At 62.0% G+C, this 23,455-nt stretch carries 15 protein-coding genes; all 15 read left to right on the top strand.

Annotation, left to right across the window (positions count from 1 at the left end):
* Nucleotides 1-294: 294 nt before the first annotated feature.
* Nucleotides 295-768 (top strand): hypothetical protein, encoded by a 474-nt coding sequence (locus tag JNK74_22475; GenBank protein ID MBL7648952.1) that lies wholly within the window; start codon nucleotides 295-297, stop codon nucleotides 766-768.
* A gap of 178 nt (nucleotides 769-946) precedes the next feature.
* Nucleotides 947-4,807, top strand: coding sequence for a DNA-directed RNA polymerase subunit beta (gene rpoB / locus JNK74_22470; GenBank protein MBL7648951.1), 3,861 nt, complete (start codon nucleotides 947-949; stop codon nucleotides 4,805-4,807).
* Nucleotides 4,808-4,811: 4 nt separating this feature from the next.
* Entirely contained in the window at nucleotides 4,812-8,951 is a 4,140-nt protein-coding gene (gene rpoC, locus JNK74_22465) for a DNA-directed RNA polymerase subunit beta' (GenBank protein ID MBL7648950.1), read from the top strand.
* 181 nt (nucleotides 8,952-9,132) lie between these two features.
* A complete protein-coding gene (locus tag JNK74_22460; protein MBL7648949.1) occupies nucleotides 9,133-10,083 on the top strand; it encodes a peptidyl-prolyl cis-trans isomerase in 951 nt (316 codons plus the stop codon).
* 94 nt (nucleotides 10,084-10,177) lie between these two features.
* Complete coding sequence (locus JNK74_22455) at nucleotides 10,178-10,909, top strand: hypothetical protein (GenBank protein MBL7648948.1); 732 nt, start codon at nucleotides 10,178-10,180, stop codon at nucleotides 10,907-10,909.
* Nucleotides 10,910-10,978: 69 nt separating this feature from the next.
* The gene (gene eno, locus JNK74_22450; GenBank protein MBL7648947.1) at nucleotides 10,979-12,265 is read left to right on the top strand and encodes a phosphopyruvate hydratase; all 1,287 of its coding nucleotides are present in this window, start codon (nucleotides 10,979-10,981) and stop codon (nucleotides 12,263-12,265) included.
* Nucleotides 12,266-12,303: 38 nt separating this feature from the next.
* Complete coding sequence (locus tag JNK74_22445) at nucleotides 12,304-12,606, top strand: hypothetical protein (protein ID MBL7648946.1); 303 nt, start codon at nucleotides 12,304-12,306, stop codon at nucleotides 12,604-12,606.
* 65 nt (nucleotides 12,607-12,671) lie between these two features.
* On the top strand, nucleotides 12,672-13,643 hold the full coding sequence (locus JNK74_22440; protein MBL7648945.1) for a PhoH family protein: 972 nt from the start codon (nucleotides 12,672-12,674) through the stop codon (nucleotides 13,641-13,643).
* Nucleotides 13,643-16,156, top strand: a complete 2,514-nt coding sequence (locus JNK74_22435) for an HDIG domain-containing protein (protein MBL7648944.1) — start codon at nucleotides 13,643-13,645, stop codon at nucleotides 16,154-16,156. Before JNK74_22440 ends, JNK74_22435 begins: the two co-directional genes overlap by 1 nt.
* Nucleotides 16,153-16,617: an rRNA maturation RNase YbeY gene (gene ybeY / locus JNK74_22430; protein MBL7648943.1), complete on the top strand. Its 465-nt coding sequence runs from the start codon at nucleotides 16,153-16,155 to the stop codon at nucleotides 16,615-16,617. The genes JNK74_22435 and ybeY overlap by 4 nt, the downstream gene beginning before the upstream one ends.
* 52 nt (nucleotides 16,618-16,669) lie before the next feature.
* Complete coding sequence (locus tag JNK74_22425; GenBank protein ID MBL7648942.1) at nucleotides 16,670-18,127, top strand: HlyC/CorC family transporter; 1,458 nt, start codon at nucleotides 16,670-16,672, stop codon at nucleotides 18,125-18,127.
* The gene (locus JNK74_22420) at nucleotides 18,124-19,359 is read left to right on the top strand and encodes an HlyC/CorC family transporter (GenBank protein MBL7648941.1); all 1,236 of its coding nucleotides are present in this window, start codon (nucleotides 18,124-18,126) and stop codon (nucleotides 19,357-19,359) included. Before JNK74_22425 ends, JNK74_22420 begins: the two co-directional genes overlap by 4 nt.
* A 111-nt stretch (nucleotides 19,360-19,470) precedes the next feature.
* Complete coding sequence (locus JNK74_22415) at nucleotides 19,471-20,214, top strand: DUF502 domain-containing protein (protein MBL7648940.1); 744 nt, start codon at nucleotides 19,471-19,473, stop codon at nucleotides 20,212-20,214.
* 153 nt (nucleotides 20,215-20,367) lie between these two features.
* The gene (locus tag JNK74_22410; protein ID MBL7648939.1) at nucleotides 20,368-21,102 is read left to right on the top strand and encodes a DUF502 domain-containing protein; all 735 of its coding nucleotides are present in this window, start codon (nucleotides 20,368-20,370) and stop codon (nucleotides 21,100-21,102) included.
* A gap of 928 nt (nucleotides 21,103-22,030) precedes the next feature.
* Nucleotides 22,031-23,335, top strand: a complete 1,305-nt coding sequence (locus JNK74_22405; protein MBL7648938.1) for a neutral/alkaline non-lysosomal ceramidase N-terminal domain-containing protein — start codon at nucleotides 22,031-22,033, stop codon at nucleotides 23,333-23,335.
* Nucleotides 23,336-23,455: the final 120 nt, after the last annotated feature.

The following is a 23,455-nucleotide window of genomic DNA, read 5'->3' as shown; positions in this document are numbered from 1 at the left end:
TCTTGAAGAATTCAGCAAACTGAGGCATGGGTGGCACTACGGCGAGGGATTGTCGTTTTCGATGGTAACCGTTGCTCTCGCCCGGCGCCTTTCCACCTTTTCTGACCAATTGGGATATTCAGTTCAAGAAGTTTTTCCTGGCGTAAACGGCGAACTGCTTATTAGTCTTTATCCATCGGAAGACTTGGAGATTGAGCTGACCGTTACTGACAAGGGGCGGGTTGACTTGCTTGTCGAAAGGCACGGGGAATACTGCGAGGACGAAACTGGGCTCTCGCCGGAGGATGCCGAAGGGTGGCTGAAAAAGCTGAAGTGCCGGGAAAGTTGGTTGTCAGGGTCATCAACCTTAAGTACCACTACAGTGCGCACAAGAAGCGGCTCAGCAGTGCGGCTGTCACGCCATCGAGCGATAACAACGGGCTCTCCGTATTTGACGCGTCCTGCGCCCGCAGGACAAGCGGGTCAGTTTGTAGCCATCTAGAGCGCTATTACCCAACCATCATCGGCGAGCCGCCGTGTTTCTGGGAATTTGACGTCGCCGACTACTTTCCTGAAGGCCACGTGGAGCCTACTGAGAGTGGTGTTATTCCCCCTGACCCTTGCCACCAGGAGATCTTTGGTTACCGTTCAAGTGACAAAAAGTCTCTCCGGGCCGTGGCAGCCAAGATACCGATTACCGACCTAAACCGATGTGACAGCGGGCGAGCCATGGCACTAAACGCCCATGATCTCGACGAGTATGCGAAAGCCGGACTGACCGGAACTTAATCCCTTTCACAGGTTGGGAATCAAATTTGACACCCCCTGTCGTTTTTTGCTACTCTGGTGTGCTGCATTCCCTCAGGGGATAGATCTGTCTTTGGCAACAGTGCAGCGTAGCGCGGGCCCCGCCGCTCGTTGTCTGTAATGCCTTGTCAGTACTAAACATAGACAAAGGAGTCTCTGCATGGCCGTAGCTCCCCGCAACGAGCGACCCTCTCTGGGTACGATTCCAGATACCTACGAGCTTCCCGATCTCATTGAGATTCAAACCAGGTCCTATGGCGACTTTCTTCAGTGGGATGTGCCACCGGACGAACGCATCGCTCAGGGCCTGCAGGAAGTTTTCCTGGACGTGTTCCCAATCGAGGCGCCCAACAAGCTCACGCGCCTGGAGTTCGTGCACTATTCTTTCGCGCCCCCCAAGTATACCGTGCAGGAGTGCCAGGAACGTGGCATGACCTACTCGGCTTCGCTCAAGGCGCTGCTGCGCCTGGTGCGCTACGAGGAAGTGGGCTCCGGCGCGAACCGCGAATTGCGCGAAAAACTGATGCTCGAGCAGGAAGTCTTCCTGGGCGAGCTGCCCATCATGACGGCCACCGGCACCTTTATCATCAATGGCGCCGAGCGCGTCATCGTGAGCCAGCTCCACAAGTCGCCCGGCGTTTCCTTCGAGCGCAAGGTGCACCAGAACGGCAAGCCCCTCCTTTCCGCCCGTATTATCCCCTATCGCGGCGCGTGGCTTGAGTTTGAATATGACATCAACGACTACCTCTGGTTGACCATCGACCGCCGCTCCAAGCTGCCGGCGACGACCTTCCTGCGGGCCTTCGGCTATATTGAATCCGAAGAGATCCTCGCCCTGTTCTACCGCTTCGACTCCATGACTTTCGGCCGCACCAAGGTGAAGCTGGCCGGCGAATCCCTGGATCCCGAGGCGGTAGTCGGCATGTGGGTCGCTTCCGACGTGATCGACCCGGAAACGGGCGAAATCATGGCCGACGCCGCGACCGAGCTGACCCTTTCCATCGTGGAGAAGGTCATGGCTTCCACGGTCCAGGAAATCAAGGTTCTGCACAAGGAAGATGTGGCCAAAGACGCCACCATCGTGAGCACCCTGGCCCAGGACAAGACCCAGACCCAGGAAGACGCGCTGCGCGAAATCTACGCCCGCATCCGCCCCGGCGATCCGGCGACGGACGCGACCTGCCGCACCTTCTTCCAGCGCCTGTTCTTCGACCCCAGCCGCTATGATTTTGCCCCCGTGGGCCGCTACAAGATCAACCGTAAACTCGGCCTCCAGACCAGCCAGGAAGTCAAGATCCTGACCAAGGAAGACGTGGTCGCCACGCTCCAGTATCTGGTGAAGCTGCGCGGCGGTGAAGGCGTGCTGGACGATATCGACCACCTCGGCAACCGCCGGGTGCGCGCCGTCGGCGAACTCCTCTCCAACCAGGTCCGTATCGGCCTGGTCCGCATGGAGCGCACGGTCCGCGAGCGGATGAACTTCCAGGAAGAAGATCAGCTTTCGCCCCAGACCCTGGTAAACCCGAAGCCGGTCAGCGCCGTCATTAAAGACTTCTTCGGCCGCAGCCAGCTTTCCCACTTCATGGACCAGATCAACCCCCTGGCGGAGTTGACCCACAAGCGCCGTCTGAGCGCCCTCGGACCGGGCGGTCTGAGCCGCGAGCGCGCCGGTTTCGAAGTGCGCGACGTGCACCCGACCCACTATGGCCGCATCTGCCCGATCGAGACCCCCGAAGGTCCGAACATCGGTCTGATGGCGTCGCTTTCGACCTATTCGCGCATCAACGAGTACGGCTTCCTCGAGACCCCCTACCGCAAGGTGGAGGCCGGTCGCGTGCTGGACGAGGTGGAGATGCTTTCCGCCTACGACGAAGACAACTACGTCATCGCCCAGGCCAACGCGCCGCTGGATCCGAAGGGCCGCTTCGAGCGCCGTCAGGTGCTGTGCCGCCACCGGGGCGACTTCCCCCAGGCGAGCCCCGAAGGCGTGGACTACATGGACATCTCCACCAAGCAGTTGGTGTCCGTGGCCGCCGCCCTGATCCCCTTCCTGGAGCACGACGACGCCAATCGCGCGCTGATGGGTTCCAACATGCAGCGCCAGGCCGTGCCGCTTCTTAAGACCGACTCGCCCTATGTGGGCACTGGCCTCGAGCACGTGACCGCCCGCAACTCCGGCACGGTTATCCGCGCCGAGCGCGAGGGCGTGGTGGAATATGCGGACAGCGAAGTTATCCGCATCCGCAGCAAGAAGAAGAAGAACGAAAATCCCTTCCGCTCCGAAGAGGACATCTACGAGCTTAAGAAATACGTGCGCTCCAACCAGAACACCTGCATCACCCAGCGGCCCATCGTCGCCAAGGGCGACAAGGTGGAAGCGGGCGACATCATTGCGGACGGTCCCGCCACGGACAACGGCGAGTTGGCCCTCGGCCGCAACGTGCTCGTCGCCTTCCTTCCCTGGGAAGGTTACAACTTCGAGGACGCCATCATCCTGAGCGAAGAGCTCGTGAAGGAAGACGTCTTCACCTCGATTCACATCCAGGTGTATGAACTCGAAGCCCGCGACACGAAGCTGGGACCGGAAGAAATCACCCGCGACATCCCGAACGTGAGCGAAGAAGCCCTGAAAAACCTGGACGAAAGCGGCATTGTCTGCATCGGCTCCAAGGTCGGCCCGGGCGACATCCTCGTCGGCAAGGTAACGCCCAAGGGCGAGACCGAGCTCGCGCCGGAAGAAAAACTGCTCCGCGCCATCTTCGGTGAAAAGGCCGAAGACGTCCGCGATGCTTCACTGACCATGCCTCCCGGATCCTCCGGTGTGGTGGTGGACGTGAAGGTCTGCTCGCGCAAGGACAAGTCCGCCGACGCCCAGGGCAAGAAGACGCTCCTGGCCGACGTGGCCAAGATCAAGCGCCAGTACGACGACCGGATCGACGAGATCCGCCAGACCTTCGTGGACCTCGTCCGCGACGACCTGGTCGGCCTGAAGATCCTCGAAGACGTATACGATCACAAGACGGAAGAGTTGGTGCTCGAAAAGGGCAAGCGCATCCGTATGGCGCACCTGGAAAAGGGCGACTACAGCGTCCTGGCCCGCCTGCGCATTGAAGACAAAAAGACCCAGCAGACGCTCACGCGCCTGGTGAACATGGCCGCGATGGAAGAGGCGAAGCTTATCGCCTTCCGCGACAGCCAGATCGAGCGCATGCGCAAGGGCGACGAACTGCCTCCCGGCGTGATCAAGCTCGTGAAGGTCTTCGTGGCCAAGAAGCGCCGCATGTCCGTCGGCGACAAGATGGCCGGTCGTCACGGCAACAAGGGTGTGGTGGCGCGTATCGTGCCGGTTGAAGACATGCCCTTCCTTCCGGACGGCACCCCGGTGCAGATCCTGCTCAATCCTCTGGGCGTGCCTTCGCGCATGAACGTGGGTCAGTTGCTGGAGACCCACCTGGGCTGGGCCGCGAAGGCCCTCGGCATGAAGCTGGCCACGCCCGTGTTCAACGGCGCGACCGAAGAAGTCATTCGCGAATTCCTGGCCAAAGCCGGCCTGCCGGAAAGCGGCAAAATCCGCCTTCGCGACGGCCGCAGCGGCCTGGAAATGCACCAGGATACCTGCGTGGGCCAGATTTACATGCTCAAGCTGAACCACCTGGTGGATGATAAGATTCACGCCCGTGCCATCGGGCCGTACTCGCTGGTGACGCAGCAGCCCCTGGGCGGTAAAGCCCAGTTCGGCGGCCAGCGTTTCGGCGAAATGGAAGTGTGGGCGCTTCAGGCCTATGGCGCGGCGTACACGCTCCAGGAACTGCTGACCTTCAAGTCCGACGACATTCAGGGCCGCACCAAGGCCTACGAGGCGATCGTCAAGGGCGAGCGCGAAGTGGATCCGGGTACGCCCGAATCCTTCAACGTGCTCGTTCGCGAAATACAGAGCCTGTGTCTCGACGTCATCAAGCTGGTCAAGGTTGACGGCGCTACCGAAGTCGAAGAAGAAGAAGAAGAAACTCTGGAGGACTAAGACGTTGGCCAAGTATATCCCTACTACCGGTGAGCGCTTCGACGCGCTGGCCATTCGGATGGCCTCTCCCGAGGAAATCACGAAATGGTCCCGGGGCGAAGTCAAAAAGCCCGAAACCATCAATTACCGTACCTTCAAGCCGGAAAAAGACGGCTTGTTCTGCGAGCGCATCTTCGGACCGGTCAAGGACTGGGAGTGCGGTTGCGGCAAATATAAGAAAGTGAAGCACCGCGGCATCACCTGCGACCGCTGCGGCGTGGAAATCACCGAGTCCAAGGTGCGCCGCGAGCGCATGGGCAGCATCAAGCTGGCCGTGCCCGTGACCCACATCTGGTTCTTCAAGACGACCCCGAGCTGCATCGGCAACCTGCTGGACCTGTCCATCCGCTCCCTGGAGCGGGTGATCTACTTTGAGAACTACATCGTGATCGATCCGGGCGACACCGGCCTCGACAAGATGCAGACCCTCACCGAAGATCAGTACCAGGACGCGCGCGCCGAATACGCCGACCGCTTCATCGCCAAGATGGGCGCCGAAGGCGTCAAGCAGTTGCTGGAAGAAATCGATATCGACGCCCTGAGCGCCGAGCTTCACGCCCAGTTTGCGAGCACCACGTCGGCCCAGGGCCGCGCCAAGGCCATCAAGCGCCTGAAGGTGGTGGAAGCCCTGCGGAAGTCGGGGAACAATGCCTCCTGGATGGTGCTGGACGTGATCCCGGTGATTCCGCCGGATCTTCGCCCTCTCGTGCCCCTCGAAGGCGGCCGCTACGCCACCAGCGATCTGAACGATCTGTATCGCCGTGTGATCAACCGCAACAACCGCCTCAAGCGCCTTATCGACCTGCGCGCGCCGGAAGTCATCCTGCGCAATGAAAAGCGCATGCTCCAGGAGGCCGTGGACGCCCTGTTCGACAACGGCCGCCACGGCCGCACCGTGCTCGGCGCCGGCAACCGCCCCCTGAAGTCCCTGAGCGACATGCTCAAGGGCAAGCAGGGCCGCTTCCGCCAGAACCTGCTGGGCAAGCGCGTGGACTACTCGGGCCGCTCGGTCATCGTGGTGGGTCCCGAACTGAAGCTGCACCAGTGCGGTCTGCCGAAGTACATGGTGCTCGAACTTTTCGAGCCCTTCATCATTCACCAGCTCAAAGAGCGCGGCATCTCCTCCACCATCAAGGCGGCGAAGCGCGCGATTGCCCAGGGCCGCACCGAGGTGTGGGATATTCTCGAAGACGTGATCAAGGACCACCCCGTGCTCCTGAACCGCGCCCCCACGCTGCACCGTCTTGGTATCCAGGCCTTCCAGCCCGTGCTGATTGAAGGCAAGGCCATCCGCATCCACCCGCTCGTGTGCCGCGCCTTCAACGCGGACTTCGACGGCGACCAGATGGCCGTGCACGTGCCCCTCATGCCGGCGGCGCAGCTCGAAGCGCACCTGCTGATGATGTCGTCCTCCAACATCTTCTCGCCGTCCGATGGTTCGCCCATCGTAACGCCGTCGCAGGATATCGTTCTGGGCATCGCCTGGATGACCCGTATCCGCCCCGGCGCGAAGGGCGAATGGAAACCCGAATGGACCCGCGAAGACGGCCAGCTCACCAAGCCCGGCAAGATCTTCCACGACGCCGCGTCGGTCATCATGGCCTACGAGATGGGCGAGGCGGATATCCATGCCGCGATCAAGATTCACACCCCCCAGGGCATCGTTGATACCTCGGTCGGCCGCGTGCTGCTGTGCGAAGGCCTGCCGAAGGAAATCACCATCCAGGACGTGAACAAAGAACACGATCAGGGCAGCATCGGCGATGTGATCGCCAAGTGCTACAACACCCACGGTCATAAGAAGACCTTCGAACTGCTCGACGATCTCAAGCGCACCGGCTTCAAATACGCCACCATCTCCGGCGTCTCCGTGTCCATCGTGGACATGGTGATTCCCCAGGAGAAGCAGGGGCTTATCGAAAAGGCCCAGGGCGTGGTCGAGCGCATCGACGACATGTACCAGAACGGTCTGATCACCGAAGGCGAGCGCTACAACAAGATCATCGACGAATGGACGACCACCACCGAAGAAGTGTCGGCGGCCATGTTGAAGCAGATGGAGACCAACGAGCAGGGTTTCAGCGGTATCCACCTGATGTATCGCTCCAAGGCGCGAGGCAGCAAGTCTCAGATCCGCCAGCTCGCCGCCATGCGCGGTCTGATGGCCAAGCCGTCGGGCGATATCATTGAATCCCCCATCACGTCGAACTTCCGCGAAGGCCTCACCGTGGTGGAATACTTCATCTCCTCCCACGGCGCCCGCAAGGGTCTGGCCGACACGGCCCTCAAGACGGCTGACGCAGGTTACCTGACCCGCCGCCTGGTCGACGTGGCCCAGGACGTGAGCATTGAAGAAATCGACTGCGGCACGCTGAACGGCGTGTGGATGGAACCCCTCATGGACGGTTCCGACATTATCGCGCCCCTCGACGAACGCATCGTGGGCCGGTATCCGCTGGACGACATCCGCATTCCCGGTCGCGCCGAGCCCCTCGCGCGCGCCGAAGAAGAAATCACCCAGAAGGTGGCCGAGGAAATCATCGCGGCCGGCCTGCCGGGCATCATGATCCGCTCCGTGCTCACCTGCCAGTCCAAGCGCGGCGTGTGCGCCTATTGCTACGGTCGCAACCTGGCCACCGGCAAGGTGGTGGAAATGGGCGAAGCCGTGGGTATCATCGCGGCCCAGTCCATCGGCGAACCGGGCACGCAGCTTACGATGCGTACCTTCCACATCGGCGGCGCCGCAAGCCGCCAGGTGGAGAGCACCGAAATCAAGATGATGGACAACGGCAGCGTGGAGTTCAACAATGTCCGCACCGCCAAGAACCGTCAGGGCCAGGAAGTGGTTGTAAACCGCGGCGGTGAAATCCGGATCGTCGGCAACGACAAGAAGGAAATCCACCGCTTCGCCATGCCGACGGGCTGCGTACTTCACTGCGCCGACGGCCAGAAGATGAAGAAGGGCCAGCTCATCTACGTATGGGACCCCTACAACATCTCCATCATGGCCGAACAGTCCGGTACCGTTAAGCTGGACGGCATGGTCGAAGGCGTGACGATGCGCGTGGACATCAACCCGGATACGGGCCTTGAAGAACGCGTAATCACCGAGCACAAGCAGGACCTCCACCCCCAGATCACCATCCATGGGGCGGACGACGAAGTACTCTCCTTTGCGACGATTCCCGCCGAGACCCACGTGGTCGTAACCCACGGCCAACAGATCCTCGCCGGTGACCTGCTCGCGAAGACGCCGCGCCAGTTCAGCAAGACGAAAGATATCACCGGCGGTCTTCCCCGCGTGGCCGAGCTTTTCGAAGCCCGCCAGCCGAAGGACCCCGCCGTTATCAGCCACATCGACGGCATGGTCGAGCTCGGCGGCGCCTCCAAGGGCATGCGCAAGCTCAAGGTCATCCCGCCGGTCGGCAAAGAGCGCGAATACACCATTCCGCCGGGCAAGCACCTCAACGTGCAGACGGGCGACCGCGTGTACGCCGGCCAGCGCCTGACCGATGGTCCCATCATCCCGCAGGACATCCTGGCGGTTCAGGGTGAAGACGCCCTCCGCCGTTACCTGCTCGACGAAGTGCAGCAGGTGTACCGCCTCCAGGGTGTGCGCACCAACGACAAGCACATCGAAGTGATCATCCGCCAGATGCTCCGCAAAGTGCGGATCAAGGACGATCCGGGCGACACCAGCTTCCTGGCTCATCAGGAAGTGGACAAGATCCGCTTCGCCGATGTGAACGAACAGACCCAGCGTCGCGATGGGCGCCCCGCCGAGGCCGAACCGGTCCTGCAGGGTATCACCAAGGCCGCGCTGAGCACCGAGAGCTTCATCGCCGCCGCGTCCTTCCAGCAGACGACCCGCGTCCTCACGGAGGCGGCGTTGAGCGGAAAACGCGACGAACTGACGGGCCTGAAGGAAAACGTGATCATCGGTCACCTGATCCCGGCCGGCACGGGCAGCCCCCACTACCAGGATACGCACCCGCACCGGAAGAACAAGGAACTCAGCGAATTCAGCGACGAACTCGAGATCGCGACTATCGTGGAACGGGACGACGAAGACCCGGACAACGATCCCGCGGAGCTGGCGATCTAGGCGCGCAAATCCCGCGCGCGGTGTAACATTAGACATGCAGGGGCGGCCCGGTACACGGGCCGCCCCTGAAGAATATACCAGGGTAGCAAACCCGCGCCGGGCCGGCGTTTTGTGGGCCCCGCGCGGGTGTGCTATGCTCTTCCCCGACATCGGAACCAACAGAAACACAGGTATCTATGCTATGGCCGTAGGTAAAAAAGTGCTTGCGCTCCTCGCGCTCGGCGTTTCCGTCGCGGCAGTTGCCCCCGCCGAACTCATCGACGCCGTAGTGGCTTCGGTGGACAAAGAAGTCATCCTCCAGAGCGAGATCGTCACCGAGATCCGCCCGGCCCTGGAAGGGCTGACCGGTGGCGAGGCCGAAGCACAGGCCCTCTTCGATACGGCGCTGGACCAGGCCATCGAACAGAAAATCCTGTACCGCGAAGGCGTGCTGAACGATATCAAGATCACCGACGAACAACTGGAAGAGCGCATCAAGAAGTATCGCGACCAGTTTGACTCCGAGGAGGCCTTTCTCAGAGCCCTCTCCGACGCCGGCGAGACCCTCAGCGACTTTCGCGAGCGCATCCGCAAGCAGACCGTGGCGCTTTCCATGGGCATGAGCAAGCGTTACCAGCTCGAAAAAGAGATCACCATCTCCGAAGCGGAAATCGCCCAGTACTACCAGGATAATGTGGACGAGTTCCAGAAACCGGAGCGCGTCAAGCTCTACCGCATCTTCATCGCCGCGGAAAGGGATCCCGCCGCCCGAGCCAAAGCCCTGGCCCGGATCGAGGCCCTCCGTGAAGAGCTGACCCTCGGCGCCGATTTCAGCAAGCTGGCGATCCAGCATTCCGAAGGCCCCGGTGCCGCCGAAGGTGGCTTTGTGGGCTGGGTGGAGCGCGGCGAACTCGTGCCCGATCTGGAAAACGTGGCCTTCTCCCTCGCCCCCGGCAGTATCAGCCCCGTCATCGAAACGGAGTTCGGCATGATGCTCCTGAAGGCCGAGGAAAAGGTCGAAGCCGGACAGGCGCCCTTCGAGGAGGTCCGCAACGAGATCGAGCCGACCCTGCGCCAGCGCTATGCCGACGAAAAATACCAGAAGTGGATGGCGGAGCTGCGGAAGCGGAGCCGTGTGCGGAAGTTCGAATAGACTTCCCGGAGAAGGCGGTCGCGTCGGCGGCCTTGAGCGCCACGATCGTCGGCACCGTCTCATTTTATGGCGCGTGCAGAAAATGGCCTTCTGGGTGCTGTATGATTATGCAGGTTACCTGATCGTATTGAATGTGCTCAGTCTCGCGGCGGTCTTTGGACCCCCCTGGCTGCTCTTCAAGCTCACCGGCGGCGGCGCCCCGGTCGCGGCGCTGCTGGCGGCCCTCCTGGGCGCGCTGGCGGTGGCGGGTCAGGCCACCTTGATTACCGCGCTGCTGGATGGAGCGGAGTTCTCCTTCCGCCGTGTGATTACCGGTGTGGTGGCCCACGGGCCCCGGGTTGTCGGCCTGGCCGCGCTCTTCGCGATGGCCCTCGTGGCCGCGCTCCTGGCGGCCTGGTTCTATGCGAACCGGCTTCCGCCCGCCCGGCCCATGGTGGGTCTGTTGCTCAGTGGCCTCTGCCTGTCGGGAGCCGTGGCCCTGCTCATGTCCTGTGTCTATGTGTTGCCGGCCCTCGTCAATCAGCGGGGCACGGCGCTCCGGGCGCTGCGCACCAGCTTCGTGCTGGCGGGCCGGCACCCCGTGCTGACACCGGGCCTGTTGGTGTTGATGCTGGCGCAGGGTCTCCTCCTGGCGACGCCGCCGGGTATGCTGCTCCTGTCCACCATGCCCCTGGTGACGCTGGTCTGTTGCGCCTATGAGTTGCTGGCGCGCCACCATGCCCCGGGCGAAGGCGCGGCTCCGGATGAAACCGGGCCGACGCCGGATGAAAAAGACATCTTTTTGAACCGCGGGTTCAAAGACATTTTGTTTCCCTGGAAGGGATGACCGGAGCCGCGCCGCACGCGGACGGACCCGGATCCCGCCACACAACGCGAAGAAAGAAAGACCAGAACTATGACACGCATCACGGGTATTCAGGCACGCGAAATTCTCGACTCCCGGGGCAATCCCACCGTCGAAGTGGACGTTTTCCTCAGCTCCGGCATCATGGGCCGCGCCGCCGTTCCCTCCGGCGCCTCCACCGGCGAACACGAAGCCGTTGAACTGCGCGACGGTGACAAGTCCCGTTACCTCGGCAAGGGCGTCAGCAAGGCCGTGGACAACGTGAACAACACCATCGCCGAAGAACTGCTCGGCATGGACGCGTTGAACCAGCGTGAAATCGACCAGACGATGATCGCGCTGGACGGCACGAAAACCAAGAGCAAGCTGGGCGCGAACGCGATCCTGGGCGTGTCGCTGGCGACGGCCAAGGCCGCGGCCGAAGCCCTGGAAATTCCCCTTTATCGCTACATCGGCGGCGCCAACGCCCACACCCTCCCCGTGCCGATGATGAACATCCTCAATGGCGGCTCCCACGCCGACAACAACGTGGACATCCAGGAATTCATGGTCATGCCCGTGGGCGCGCCGACCTTCAAGGAAGGCCTCCGCATGGGCACCGAAGTCTTCCACGCCCTGAAGAAGGTGCTGAAGGACAAGGGCCTGAACACGGCCGTGGGCGACGAGGGCGGCTTCGCGCCGAACCTGGGCTCCAATGTGGAAGCCATCGAAGTGATTCTGGCCGCCATCAAGGCGGCGGGCTTCGAAGCCGGCAAAGACATCAAACTGGCCATCGACGCGGCGGCCAGCGAGTTCCACAAGGACGGCACCTACACCATGGGCGCCGAGGCCCAGCCGAAGAAGTCGGCCAACGACATGATTGACTTCTGGGCCGACCTGTGCGCAAAGTATCCCATCATCTCCATCGAAGACGGCCTGGACGAAAACGACTGGACCGGCTGGAAGACCCTTTCGGACAAGCTGGGCAAGAATGTCCAGCTCGTGGGCGACGACCTCTTCGTGACCAACGTGGATTATCTTGGCCGCGGGATCAAAGAAGGCGTCGGAAATGCTATACTTGTTAAGGTAAACCAGATCGGGTCGCTGACCGAAACGCTGGACGCCTGCCAGATGGCCCACCGCGCGGGATACACCACGGTGATTTCCCACCGGAGCGGTGAGACCGAGGACAGCACCATCGCGGATATCGCGGTGGCGCTGAACGCGGGCCAGATCAAGACGGGCTCCGCCTCGCGCAGCGACCGCATTGCAAAGTATAATCAGCTTCTGCGTATCGAGGAAGAACTGGGCAGCCGCTCGGCCTACCTCGGCTTGAACGCCTTCTACAACCTGCGCTGAGCGCGGCTACCGGGCCGCCTCGGGGCGTGCTGGAGCTTATGAAGAAAACAGACTACACGTGGTATTGGCTGGCGCTGGCGCTCATTTGTGCGCTGGCGCTGGCCTATATTGAGAAGCGCGATCTCAAAGGCCGGTACGAAGCGTACCAGAAGACCATGGAAACGGTTGAGGTGCAACGCGCGGAAGTCGAGGCCCTCAAGGCCGCCGTAAACGACGCCCAGCATCGACTGAAAGGCATGGATTCCGACCCCCTGGAACAGGAAGCCACCATCCGGCGCATCAAGCGCCTGGTGCGTGAAGGGGAAATCATCTACCGCATCGAGCCGCAGCCCGGAAAGTAACCGGCGCGGCGGGGTAGCGGTTTCCCGGCATCCGCCCAGCGGGGCGAACATAGGACACGCCACACCTGAGCCACGAAATACAGTTAGAGAATCAGGAAGAAGCCCTCAAGCTTCTGGGTCAAAATGGTGAACTCCGAAAGCACCTGCAGGATGCCAAACAGGTGCGCATCGTTGATCGGGGCGCCCATGTCGCCATCATCGGCGACGACGAAAACGCCCGGTTCATCGCGGAGCTCCTCGGCGAACTGCTGGAACTGGTCCGTCAGGGCCATACCCCCACGCTGCAAGACATCCGCACCGTACTCGCCGATGCCGGCGAAGAGGGCGGGCGTCCCCGTGTCCGCCACGGGGTCGATACCCCCGGACTCATCCGGCCGGATCTCCGTGTCCGTCCGCGCACCCAGGGCCAGCAGGAGTACCTGGAAGCCATCGCGCGCCACGAGATGACCTTCGCCATCGGGCCCGCGGGCACGGGCAAGACCTACCTGGCCATGGCCGTCGCCGTGTCTCACCTGATGAACAAAAAAGTAAAACGCCTCATCCTCACCCGGCCCGCCGTGGAAGCGGGAGAGAATCTGGGCTTTCTCCCCGGCGATCTCGAGGAAAAAATCAGCCCCTATCTGCGCCCCCTCTATGACGCCCTCTACGCCATGGTGGACCTCACCAAAGTGCAGCGCATGATCGAAGAACAGCGTATCGAAGTGGCCCCCCTGGCCTTCATGCGCGGTCGAACCCTGGATCACTCCTTTATCCTGCTCGACGAGGCCCAGAACACCACCTCCGAGCAGATGAAGATGTTTCTCACCCGCCTGGGTCAGGGCTCCCGGGCCATTATCACCGGCGACGTCACCCAGTGCGACCTGCCCCGAGGCACGAAGTCCGGCCTGGCCGAAGCGGCGCGCATTCTCAAATCGGTACCCGAAATTGGCATGGTTCACCTGTCGCGCCGCGACGTGGTGCGCCATCCGCTGGTGGAACGCATCATCAGCGCCTATGAAACCGAGCGCGACGAGCGCAACGAGGTCCGCGCCACCTGATGGCCGTCCGCACACCGCAGAAGAAACGCCGCTCGCGGCTGTTTCCCTTTTCCCAGAAAGGCAAGCGACGGGCCGCCGCCCGCACCCGCTGGATCAACGGCGCGGTGACCGCCGCCGCCTTCGTCTGCATCGTGGCCGCCGTCACCCGCTTCTCCCACCGCGATCCCATGATCGACGTGCTGGAAAACGAGATCGACACCCAGCTCTCCAGCCGCGAAATTCGCGCCGCCTTCGACTTTGAAACCGTGGACCTGGAGCCCACCCAGCGCGCCCAGGAAGAGGCCATGGCCAAGGTCCCCGATTACTATCGCGTGGACGAATCCCGGGTCGACGCGCAGCTCCGGGCCCTGCGGGAGCAGATCGACGCCCTGAAAAAGCAGCGCCCCCTGGTGGAGGCCCTTGTCACCGAAGCGCTCAGCGCGCCCGAGGCCGCACAAAACCCGGAAGACGCCGTCACCAAGGCGGTCCACCAGTTCGCCCGCACGCTCCAGAGCGACCCCGATTACAAACTGTTGATGGACGAGCACGCCCTGGCCCAGTGGCTTATGCCCGACAAGGATTCCCTGCCCCGCCCCATCGCCCCGAAGCCCGCGGCGGACGACACCGCGCCAGGGGACGGCGCCGCCGACCAGCCGGAAGATCAGAAGCGGGAGGCCGACGCCCCCGAAGTCGCCGCACCCCTTATGCTCACCTTCCACCAGAGCGATATCCTGGGCAAGCTCGCTGAAGAAGGCCTGAGCGCCGCGCTGCGGAGCGGTGTGCGCCCCGAAAACCTCCAGCGAGGCGAGGGGGAAAAGGCGATAGCCGTATTGCGGGAAACCGCCACGGAAGACGGCCGGGCCACCGCCGAAACGCGTTTCGAAGACATCATCGATCCGGCGGGCGCACGGGAGTACCTGGAAACCTGCCTGTCCGAACTTTCCAAGAATGTGGCCGGCGGCAGCGAATGGGGCGCCCTTTCCGACGCCACCTTGCCCCTCGCCGCCGCGTTCATCACCGATACCCTGCAATTCGACGGCGCCTACACCGAAAGCGCCCGGGAGCGGGTGCGGGCCACGGTTGAACCGGTAAAAAAGAAGATTCTCGCCTCCGAAAAAATCCAGGACGGCGGCAGCCGATGGACCGCCCAGTCCCGCTCCGATGCCAAGGTCTATCTGGACCTGCTCCGGGGCGACGCCCACCCCCTGGCCCAGTTCGTCACCAGCGTCCTTTCCAACGTAATTCTGGTGGCCCTGGCCCTGGCCTGTCTCCACCGCGCCATTGTGCTCTTCCGCGGCGAGAGCACCTCCAGCGAAACCACCCTGTTTCAACTCGCCCTGCTGCTCATCTGCGGCCTCCTGATTCTGAGCCGCATCGCCTACTACTTCGAGCCCACGGGCTTCATGGTGCCCGTGGCCGCCTGCGGCATTCTCTATGCCATCCTGGCCAATGTGGGCCTCGCGGTCATGGTCAGCTTCGTTACCGCCGCACTTGTTTCCGCCCAGTACAGCTACGACTGGCGCCTCATGATCGTCGGCGCGGCCATGTCCCTCGCCGGGGCCTTCAGCATTGTCCGGGTACGCCGCCGAAGCGACATGGCCTCGGCCTCCATCGCGGCGACGCTCGTGGGCGTTTTCGCCATGATCGCCGTTATCCTCGCCATGGACAAGGTCGCCGACGAAAACACCTTCCGCCGCCTCGTGCTCATCGGATTGAATGGCAGCATATGCCTGCTTGCCGTGCCGGCCGTGCTCTCCCCGCTGGAACGGCTTTTCGGCATTACCACGGATATCCAGTTGCTGGAATACTCCGACTTCAACAATGAGCTGCTGGCCCAGCTCGCCGTGGAAGCGCCGGGCACCAGCGCCCACAGCCGCATGCTGGGCGATCTGGCGGAAGCCGCGGCCGACGCCATTGGCGCCAACGGTCTCCTGGCCCGGGTCTGTGCCCTCTATCACGACATTGGCAAGATGCGCCGCTCGGAATACTTCTCGGAGAACCAGAACGGCTACAACATCCACGACGAACTGTCGCCCCGCATGAGCGCCCGGGCCATCGCGGCCCACGTGATTCAGGGTGCGGAGCTCGCCCGGGAGTATCACCTGCCCAAGCCCATTATCGACGGCATTTTTGAGCACCACGGCACCTGCCTCATCGGCTATTTCTACCAGCAGGCCCTGAAACAGCAGAAGCACGGCGACGTGCTGGAAGACGATTTTCGCTATCCCGGACCCAAGCCCCAGCGCCCCGAAACGGCCATTCTGATGATCTGCGACGCCGTGGAATCGGGCGTGCGCTCCATCAAGAATCCCAACGAGGAGCGTGTGCGGGATTTCGTGGACAAGATCGTGGCCGCCCGTTCGGCCGATCGCCAATTTGATGATTGCAACCTGACCCTGAAACAATTGGACACCATCGCCGAGGTGGTCGCGCAGCGCATCGTCTCGAACCTGCACACGCGGGTGGCCTACCCCTCGATGCGGGAGGAAAAGAAAGTGGACAACGTCATCCCCATGGCCGGGAAGATGGAATGAAGGTGAACCTCGCCGTCCAGCGGAACTCCACGCGCAAGCGCCTGTATCGCAGGGATGCGCTGGAGCGCCTGGCCGAGAAGATTTGCATGGGTGAAGGCGTGGACGCCGCCGAAGTGGAAGTCAGTGTGCTCTTCTGCGACGACGCGGAAATCAAGGCCCTCAACAAGGCCTACCGCGGAAAGAACAAGGCGACCGACGTCCTCTCTTTCGAGCAGGAAAGCGGCCCGGTACCTGGTGTGCGGGTGCTGGGCGATATTGTGATATCCCTCGAAACGGTGGAAGACCGGGGTGAAGGCGGCATTGAGGCCATGCGGGCCGATGTACGGCTGCTGTTCTGCCACGGGATGCTGCATTTGCTGGGATATGACCATGCCACCGCCGCCGAGCGCCGGTGCATGACGGAGAAACAGGCCCTCTATCTGGGCGTAAATTACGATGCCGCATGGCGGATGGACCCGTAAGCGATTCTATCGCCGGGTTGTACGTCCCCTTGAGGTGGAGCGCGGTAGCGCATTGGAAGATGGCAGTAGTGGTTCTGGAACGTGGCGGAAAAGCCTGCTGGTTGCGGCGGCCTGGGTCGGTCTCGCCCTCGTATTGAGCGGCGTGGGACAGGGACCGGAGATCGCGGATCGCCCGCCGATTCCCCTTTCGGGCGGGCTCGTCGGCTGGATGGACGCCTCCGGGCTCCCGGCCATGGGGGCCCTCGCCCTGGGGCTCCTGTGTCTGTCCGCTTTCTTTTCCGCCTGTGAAATCGCCTATTTTTCGCTCAGCCCCGCGCGCATCCGCGCGCTGCGCGAAGACGAGAGCGTGCTCAATCAGTTGGTGGGTCGGCTCATGCTCCGGCCCCACGAGCTCCTCACCTCCGTGCTCATGGGCAATTCCATCGCCAAGGTCCTCCTCAGCATCGTACTGGTCCAGCCCGTGCTGCTGGCCACGGGCCAGTTTCTGGTCCAGCCCTTTCACTACGTGGCCGCCGCCGCCGTTTGCACCCTGTTTCTGGCCTTCTTCGGCGATGTGGTGCCCAAGCTGGCCGTGGTCCGCAACAGCGAAGGCTTCGCCCGCGGCGCGGCGCTCCCGCTCCACCTGGCCTGCGTCCTGCTCGTGCCCCTGCGCGTGGCCGTCGTCTGGCTCGTGGGGCTCCTCTTCCGCGTCACAGGCTTCAGCCGCGTGCAACCGGCCCCCTTCATGACCGACGCCGATTTTGCCTCCATCCTCTCCGAGGGCGAGGCCACCGGCGCCATCGAAAAGGAGGAGGCCGAAATGATCCAGGGCATCCTCAATGTGAACGATGTCATGCTCTGGGAGATCCTCGTGCCCCGGCCCGATATCGTGGCCCTGAACGACGAGGCCACGGTGGCCGAAGCCCTGGAACTGATCTGCACCCACGAGTTTTCCCGCATGCCGGCCTACCGTGAGAATCTGGACAACATCGTGGGCATCCTCTATGCCAAGGACCTCCTTTCCCTCGTGGATCGGGGCGAACTCGGCGCGCCCATCAAACCCCTGCTGCGCAAGGCCAACTATGTGCCTGAAACCATGACCGTGCTGGAATTCATGAAATCGGTTCAGCACCTCCGTTCCCACCTCGCCATCGTCGTGGACGAATACGGCGGCACCGAGGGCCTGGTGACCCTTCAGGACGCCCTCCGCGAGGTCGTGGGCGAGCTGGAAGACGACTGGCGCGACGAACCGCCCCTCTACACCCAGGTGCGGCAGAACGTCTACCAGGTGGACGGCAGTCTGCCGCTGGATGAACTGGAGGCCCTCACGGGCGTACCCGTGAACGATGACGAGCACACGACCGTGGCCGGATTCCTCATGGAACAGAGCGACAAGGTGCTGGAAGTGGGCGATCGCATCGAACACGAAGGCGTGCGCTATACCGTGGAGGAAGTGGACGGCAAACGGGTCGCCCGGCTGAAGATTCAGATCCTGCAGAGCCCCGCAACCCAGGAAGAGGCCCGGGGATGAGCACGACGATCATCGTTTTCCTGCTGGGAATCGCCCTGAGCGCTTTTTTTGCCGGCTATCAAACCGGATTCGCCGGGGTAAACCGCATCCGCATCCGCCATATGGCCGACGAAGAGAAAAACCGCCGCGCCCAGCGCCTCAACGCCTACCTGAAACGCCCCGCGCGGATGATGGCCCTGGTGCTCGTGGGCACCAACCTGGCCCTCGTGGCGGGCACCATGGCCCTCACCATTGAGGCGGGCCCGCTCTGGAGCATGGCCATCGCCACGCCCCTTTTCCTCATGTTTGGCGAAGTGGCCCCCAAGAGTATTTTCCGAATCCACCCCACCCGGCTTGCCCTGCAACTGCTTCCGGTCATGCGTTTCTTTGATGTCGTGCTGGCGCCGGTGGTCCTGCCCTTCACCTGGTTCTCCGGGCGCCTGTCCCGGCTGGCCGATGGCCTCCGCGAAGGCGAGGCCGTGATCATGAGCACCGCGGAGGACATGCGGGTGCTCGTGGACGAGGGCGCGGATCGCGGCGCGATCATGGAAGAAGAAAAGGAAATGATCCACTCGGTCATGGACCTCCAGTCGCGCCAGGTTCGGGAAATTATGGTGCCCCGAATCAACATCGTCGCCCTCCCCGAAACCGCCGGTCGGGCCGAACTCATCGCGAAGCTGGTGGAAAGCGGCTACACGCGCCTGCCCATCTACCGGGACTCCATCGATAATGTGATCGGGGTTATCAATGCCTTCGACGTGCTCCGGGCCAAACATCACGACGACGGCATCGCGGGCTTTGTGCGCGAAGTGCTCCACGTGCCCGATTCCATGAAACTGGATGACCTGCTGGAGAAGATGCGCGAGACGGGCCAGCCCATCGCCGTGGTGACCGATGAGTATGGCGGCACGGACGGACTGATTACGCAGGAAGACGTGCTGGAAGAGATCTTTGGCGAATTTCACGACGAGTACGACAAGGCGGAGACGCGCATTCGCGAAATCAGCCCCGGCGCATTCGTGATCGACGCCCAGTTGGAACTGGCCGTCGCCGCGGAAAAGATGGGCGCCGAAATCAACGACACCGAAGTGGAAACCGTGGGCGGCTGGGTCACCCACACCGTCGGACGCATCCCCCTGATCGGCGAGGTCATCAACCATCCGCCATTCCGGATTACCATTCTGGAAGGCAAGGCCAACCGGATTACCCGCGTGCGCGTCGATATCAAGCAGGATAGTGGCGGCGACGCATAGTGACGGGTCCCCACCTGGAAACCGCGCACCGGTCGGGATGAACCCGCCCGACGGCGCCAGAATATCGCGGCGCGGGCAGCACCGCAAACACAGCAGGAATCATCTCTCGTCATGAAGAAAGAGCCGGAGTTCAGCAGTCTTTCCAGTTTTGCGCGGGCCTATGTCCGCCAGATGCAGCGCTATGTGACCACGGGTGTCATGGTGTGGGTACCCCTCTTCATCACCATCTGGGTCTCCTGGATCTTCATCTCCAAGATCACCCAGGCTATCGAATTCTCCATGGGCCATGTCGAAGGCTATGTGAACCGGATCGGCTCCCGTGTGCCGTCCCTGAGCTTTCTGGAGCACTTTCGCCTGGACTCGCCCATTGCCTCCATGGGGGTGGGGATCCTCCTGGCCGTTCTGCTGTTCCTCTGCACAGGCTTCCTCACACGCTACCTCATCGGGCGCAAGATTATTGCCATCGGCGAAACCATCGTCGGGAAAATCCCGCTGATCAGCCGGGTTTACCTGGCCGTCCAGCAGATCCGCGACGTGCTGGTGAATCGCGAGGGCACCGTGTTTCAGCAGGTGGTCCTCATCGAGTATCCCCGCCCCGACCACTACCACGTGGGCTTTGTCACCTCCAACGATCAGGGCCCCGTTCAGATCGCCTCCGGCGGCAAGAAACTCTGCGCCGTCTTCGTCCCCACCGTCCCCAGCCCCACCAACGGCTTTCTCGTCTATCTTGCGCCTGAAAAGCTCATGCCCATCGACATGAGCTCGGAAGACGCCATGAAACTCGTGGTCTCCTGCGGGGCCTACATGCCGGGCATGCCCAGCGCCGTGGACGTGATTGCCGCTCCAAACACCTGACCTCCGGCGTGCGCACCGCCGTCTTTGGCGGTTTCGCCTCCGGCCCTGTATACTCCCCCTGCCCACGCCGCAATCCACATCGGAGGCCGCGGGCTGAATGTCAAAGCGCCCGCGCGGTCGCGGTTCAGGCCCACCGGGAAGGTCCCCTTCGCCATGCGACGTTTATCCGAACACAGCAGCTTCACCAGTTTCATGCGTGCTTACTTTCGCCAGATGCAGCGTTATGTCACAACGGGCATCATGGTCTGGGTACCCCTCTTCATCACCATGTGGGTCTCCTGGCTCTTCGTGTCGAAAATAGCCCAGACCATCAAGTTTTCCATGGACCACGTGGAAACCTACGTGAACCAGCTCGGCGCACGGGTACCCCGCCTGGGGTTCCTGGAGCATTTTCGCCTCGACTCGCCCATCGCGTCCCTGGGCACCGGTTTCCTCCTCGCCGTGCTGCTGTTCCTTTGCACCGGCTTTCTCACCCGCTACCTCATCGGCCGCAAAATTATCGCCCTGGCCGAATTGCTCGTCGGCAAGATACCCCTCATCAGCCGGGTCTACCTCGCCGTACAACAGATTCGGGACGTCTTCGTGAATCGTCAGGGCGCGGTGTTTCAAAAAGTCGTATTGCTCGAATACCCGAGAAAGGGTGTCCTGGGTGTGGGCTTCGTCACCTCCGCGGAACAGGGCGCCATCCAGGACGCCGCCGGCCAGGCGTACCTGGCGATCTTCGTACCCACCACCCCCAACCCCACTTCGGGTTTCCTGCTCTATTTACGACCAGACGAAGTTATCGAGGTCGATATGAGCGTGGAAGACGCCATGAAGCTTATCGTTTCCGGCGGCGCCTATATACCCCCCGGTAAAACCGAAGGCGCCAGCCCCGAACTCAAGTAGAGATTCCCCCGGCCGTAAGTGCTCCCCTTTCGGCATATCGCAGCCTGTCGGCCTTTGTCCATCGACCCCGGCAAAGGAGAAGCCCCGGCGCATGGGAACGGTGCGCCGGGGCTGGGTATATTGGACAGGGAAGGAAGGTCTGTCCGTTTACAGAAAAGAGGAGAGGGTCTCCCCCGGGTAATGGGGAGGGAGGAGTGACCCGGGGGAGACCAACGCCGAATGTAGCGGATTTATTATGGGAGAGAACCGCTGTTGTGCCGGTTGGTGTGGGGCAATCGGGGAGCCGGCACATTGGGGAGACATTCGACGCATTGGGAACCTCTTTAAAGTGCGTTCTGTCTATTCAATTGTTACATGCATACTGGACGATGTTTTCGTCCCTGTATTCATTAAATTTTTTTCGCTTCTGCCAATCTATATGCAATCACTGTGCCAATATGGACGGGCTTTTGCTAAGTCCTTTGCTTTCAAGGAAACGCCGCGTTTATCTGCTGTTATTCCCTTAATACCCTGGGGTATTCGAAAGGTTTCACGCGATCACCATGTCTCAATTGAGGTTGCCGGGACTGGCTTGAGGTTTTTCGTGTTTCGCCTTCGCACCAGAAACCGCTTCAATAGGAAACAGTGTTGTGTCATCCTGAAGCATTCATTCAACTGTGGGAGGAGTCGCCGCCAGGGAGCGGCGACCGCTGCTATTTAAGTAACGATTGAGGCTGGTGGAGGGTTGACAACTTCCCTGAAGTTCCAACGCCGCAAAGGTCTTGAACTTGCCGCGGCGCATAACAGCCACCGTCTCGTTCCACCCTGTATATACCCGGCGAAACAAATTCTGTGTCACTTCTCCTTCGAGAATTTTCGCTTTCCTGGGGACAGCATGTTCTAATATCCCGTCCAACACATGAATATGTCCAACAGGGAGAAAACTACGATGAATGGTCGCGATGTTTTGGCACTTTTCTGCGCGCTGTTGCTGAGCTCCTGGGCCCATGCCGAATTTCTGGCGGGCACGGCCCGCGCCAGTATCACCCCGCTGGAAGTGGGCATCCCCACGCAACTGGGTGGTTACGGCGAACGCAACGGCCAGCCCGCCACGGGAATTCACGACACGATCTACGCCAAGGTACTCGTGATGAAATCGGGCGACACCCTCGCCGCGCTCGTGGGCCTGGATATCTGCACCACACCCTGGTCGCTCCTGGAGGATACCGTCAACAAGGCGGGCGTCCCCGGGCTCACCACCGACAACGTGCTCCTGAGCGCAAGTCATGATCACGGCGGGCTGGAGGGCATGGCGATGGATCGAAACAATGTGCTGGGCAATCCCCACATTGGCATCTTCAGCGAGGCCATGCTCGACTTTGTCTCGGACCGCGTGGCCGCCGCGTTGAAAGAAGCCGCGTCGCGTCTGGAGCCGGTCACCGCGGGCACGGGCGTGGCCCCGCTGCGCGGTATGAATCGGAACCGCCGACACGAGGGCGCGCCCACCGATGAAGACATGACCCTCCTGCGCCTGGACCGCGCGAACGGTACACCTCTCGCCGTGGTAGTAAACTATACGGCACATGGGACGATCATGACGGAAAAGGAAATGGAGATCTCCGGCGACTGGGCGGGGGCCATGCAGCGCACGCTGGAGGATCTCATCGGCGGCGATGTGACCTGCGTCTACACGAATGGTTCCGAGGGCGATGTGGCCCCCACCGGCTACACGGGCGGCAGTCGCTACGAGATGGCGGAGCAATACGGCCGCCGAGTGGGAATCGCCGCCGGCAAGCTGACCGAAGCCATTCAAACCGGTCCCGTAGAGGACTTCGCCATGCTGTCCCAGCGCGTCGCCCTGCCGCCGAAGCAGGCTTCGCCCGATTTCATGAAGATAGCCGGGCAGGAATACGGCGTGGATGAGGCCCAGCTCGGCATGGCGCTGGAAGTGCTCTTCCCGAGTGAAGCGCCCATCTACGGACTCCGGGTCAACGACTTTCACATGATTACCGTGCCCGGCGAACCCATCACGGCCATCGGCTTCGCCATCAAGCAGGCCCTGCGCGACGGCGGCGCGGGCCATCCGGTGATCGCGAGCACGACGAATGCCCACATCGGCTATATCCTCACGAAGGAGGAGTACGCCCTGAGTGGCTATGAAGTTACCGCCTCGTTCTACGGCGACACGCTGGGCGAGGTTTTCGTGAGGGGCGCCTCGGAGTTTGCCGCGCGACTGACCGCGGGGAAAGAGTAGGCAATAAATCAGACCACGAGTGTCACCCAGGGCGACCGCCTTAACGGCATTCATTCGAAAGTGGCAGGTGTATCAACGTGGGTTGGGCTTCCAGCCTGACCTGAACACCTCGATTGCCAA

Source organism: Candidatus Hydrogenedentota bacterium (assembly GCA_016791475.1).
GTDB lineage: Bacteria > Hydrogenedentota > Hydrogenedentia > Hydrogenedentales > JAEUWI01 > JAEUWI01.
Note: the sequence above shows the minus strand (reverse complement) of the source record. Positions and strands in the feature narration are given on the sequence as shown.